Source organism: Polynucleobacter sp. 35-46-11, from assembly GCF_002281105.1.
In genome coordinates this window covers 1-2,429 of sequence record NZ_NCFJ01000391.1, presented here as the reverse complement: position 1 = coordinate 2,429, position 2,429 = coordinate 1, and the positions used below count along the sequence as shown (strand labels likewise).

Annotated in this window: 3 protein-coding genes; 2 read left to right on the top strand and 1 reads right to left on the bottom strand. The window is 45.8% G+C overall.

Annotation, left to right across the window (positions count from 1 at the left end; translation table 11 throughout):
* Positions 1 to 131: 131 nt before the first annotated feature.
* The gene (locus B7Y67_RS15365; RefSeq protein ID WP_293599384.1) at positions 132 to 1,379 is read left to right on the top strand and encodes an exo-alpha-sialidase; all 1,248 of its coding nucleotides are present in this window, start codon (positions 132 to 134) and stop codon (positions 1,377 to 1,379) included.
* Positions 1,379 to 1,999, top strand: a complete 621-nt coding sequence (locus tag B7Y67_RS15360; RefSeq protein WP_293599383.1) for a hypothetical protein — start codon at positions 1,379 to 1,381, stop codon at positions 1,997 to 1,999. Before B7Y67_RS15365 ends, B7Y67_RS15360 begins: the two co-directional genes overlap by 1 nt.
* A gap of 102 nt (positions 2,000 to 2,101) precedes the next feature.
* Here the strand turns inward: B7Y67_RS15360 and B7Y67_RS15355 are convergent.
* Positions 2,102 to 2,429: tripartite tricarboxylate transporter substrate binding protein (locus B7Y67_RS15355; protein WP_293599382.1), on the bottom strand; the 328-nt coding region annotated here is incomplete at its 5' end.

Genomic DNA, 2,429 nt, shown 5'->3' with positions numbered 1-2,429 from the left:
TAGTCAAAATCTTCGTCGTTTTGGGTTTGCGTATCGTTGGTCATGATTATCCTTTGGGTGATGCTGCAGAATAGCAAAGAAACTGACCTTCGGACGATGACCTTGCCATTGGTGGGTAAGGACGCGTGTCGATGAGTCGTGTGATTGCTTTTTGTTTTTTATTGCTTGCTTCTGTATTGGGCTATCTACATATTGATAGTCGTCCAATTTGGGCTCCATTTGCAGTTGAACACCCAGTTAACGGTGCGCAGCAAGCAGACGATGTTCCTCAGGCAATCGAGGACACAAAGTCGGCTAAGAATATTAAAAATATTGCGTCACCAAAGATTGCGCAACCAAGCCTCAGGATCGATTGGTTGCCAGATACCGGAGCTCCCTCAGTACATGCTGCCTCTTTAATTGCACTCAAGGATGGTGCGATACGGGCATTCTGGTTTGCAGGGAGTCGTGAGGGTGCACCAGATGTGGTGATTAATACATCTGTGTTTGATCCTCAGGCAGCCAGGTGGAGTGCTCCAACTGTTGTAATGGATCGAGTTAGTGCAGAAAAGGGTCTGTCCCGTTACATTGCTAAATTGGGTAATCCCGTTCCAGCAAGAATGGCCGACGGTCGCATGCAGTTATTTTTTGTCACCGTATCGATTGGAGGTTGGGCAGGCAGTTCAATCTCTTCAGTGATCTCGGATGATGAGGGTTTGACTTGGGGTCGGCCTCAGCGCTTGATTAGCTCGCCCTTAATTAATCTGAGCACCTTGGTGAAGTCCCCGGCTGTCACATTTACAGATGGACGTTTGGGTTTGCCTGCTTATCATGAATGGATTGGTCGCTTTGGGGAGTTCCTCAGAATCGAGGTCAGTCAGGTTATTGATAAACGACGTATGAGCTCTGGTAGGGGCGCAATTCAGCCTGTAATTTTTGCTGATGGGCCGCAAGAGGCAAGCGCTTTTTTCCGTCAAACACGGCCTAGCTCCCAGCCAAAGCAAATCCCCGTCAGTGAAACCAAAGATGCTGGACAGTCTTGGACCGTAACAAAAGATCTCGAAATTCCCAATCCAAATTCTGCGCTTGCTGCACTCACTTTGGCTAATGGCACAAAATTAATGGTGCTGAATAATATTGAAGCAGCGCGTTATCGATTGGTAATGGTGATGTGTGAGCCAAACTCTACTCAGTGGCGAGTTATTCAGGTGCTCGAAGACGATGAGACTTTGCTCAATAACTTGCATCGAGAATTCTCGTACCCTTACTTAATATCGGCCAATGGTGAGGATGTCCATCTTGCCTATACCTGGAATAGACAAAAGATTAAGCATGTGTACTTTCCGGCTGTCTGGCTTAAATACGCTGTAAGCAGTCTTAAAGAAAAGGATACGCAATGATGGCGCCATATTTACAAATCATTGCATTGCTTGAAATGTCGCTTACTTGTGCGGTAGTGTTGATGATTCTTCTGCAAAAACTATCATCAACAGAGATCCCATTGTTAATTCGAGTGCTGATCGTTTTATTATTAGGCAATCTATTTTTCTGGCCGCTGGGAATGTCGCTTGAACTGCCATTGTCGGCATACGTCCGTGGCGTTACTGGTGAGCTTAGTATCGTGACGATGCTCTTGTTGTGGAGCTCCATACTGCCTGCTGCGCAAAAAACGCCGCTGGGATTTAAAGTGCCCTTGGCAATCATTGCAATTGTGTTTTATCCCTTAGCGCTAGGCCTTGGAATGTTCGATCCCTATGTATGGGGCTATGCCTCCATTGGATTCTTGGGTGCTGTCATGCTATTTGCCATTCTCTGTGGTCTGGCTGGATGGACCAAGGGTGTTTGGCTAGTTTCAGTTGCAATCATTGCTTGGGCAGCCCATTGGCATGAGTCAGCGAATCTCTGGGACTATCTCCTCGATCCTTTCCTGGCGATCTGGGCTCTCTTTGCCATCCCCAGCACAATTTATCAGAAGCGTCGTGAGAAGGCGCAATCAGGATATCTTTTTAGAGCGGGTTGATTGTCTATAAAGTAGGCATTGATCCTAGCGATGATGTGGGTGCAATAAAAAAAGGCCAGCTATAAGCTGGCCTTTTAACAACATTTGCGATCGGATTAAAGATTAATCAGAAATCTTTGATTTACGAATCAATGGACCCCACTTATTGAGCTCTGAATCAACTTGAGCCTTAAGGGATTTTGATGTGACTTTATCCATTGAAACAATGTCAATACTGGACTCATCAAGACGCTTTTTAATATCTGGATCTTTCAACGCGGCTTTCAAGGCTGCATTCACCTTCGCTATAACAGCTGGTGGAGTGCCTTTAGGTGCATAGATACCATGCCAGACTTTAACGTCAAAGCCTTTTAAGCCTTGCTCATCTAAAGTAGGAATGTTAGGCAAGCTTGGTAAGCGCTTCGGTGTAGTTACACCATAGGTTTTTACT

Excerpts from the sequence above, each read along its gene's own strand:
- B7Y67_RS15365 (WP_293599384.1), top strand. The coding sequence starts at position 132 with ATGAGTCGTGTGATTGCTTTTTGTTTTTTATTGCTTGCTTCTGTATTG.
- B7Y67_RS15360 (WP_293599383.1), top strand. The coding sequence starts at position 1,379 with ATGGCGCCATATTTACAAATCATTGCATTGCTTGAAATGTCGCTTACT.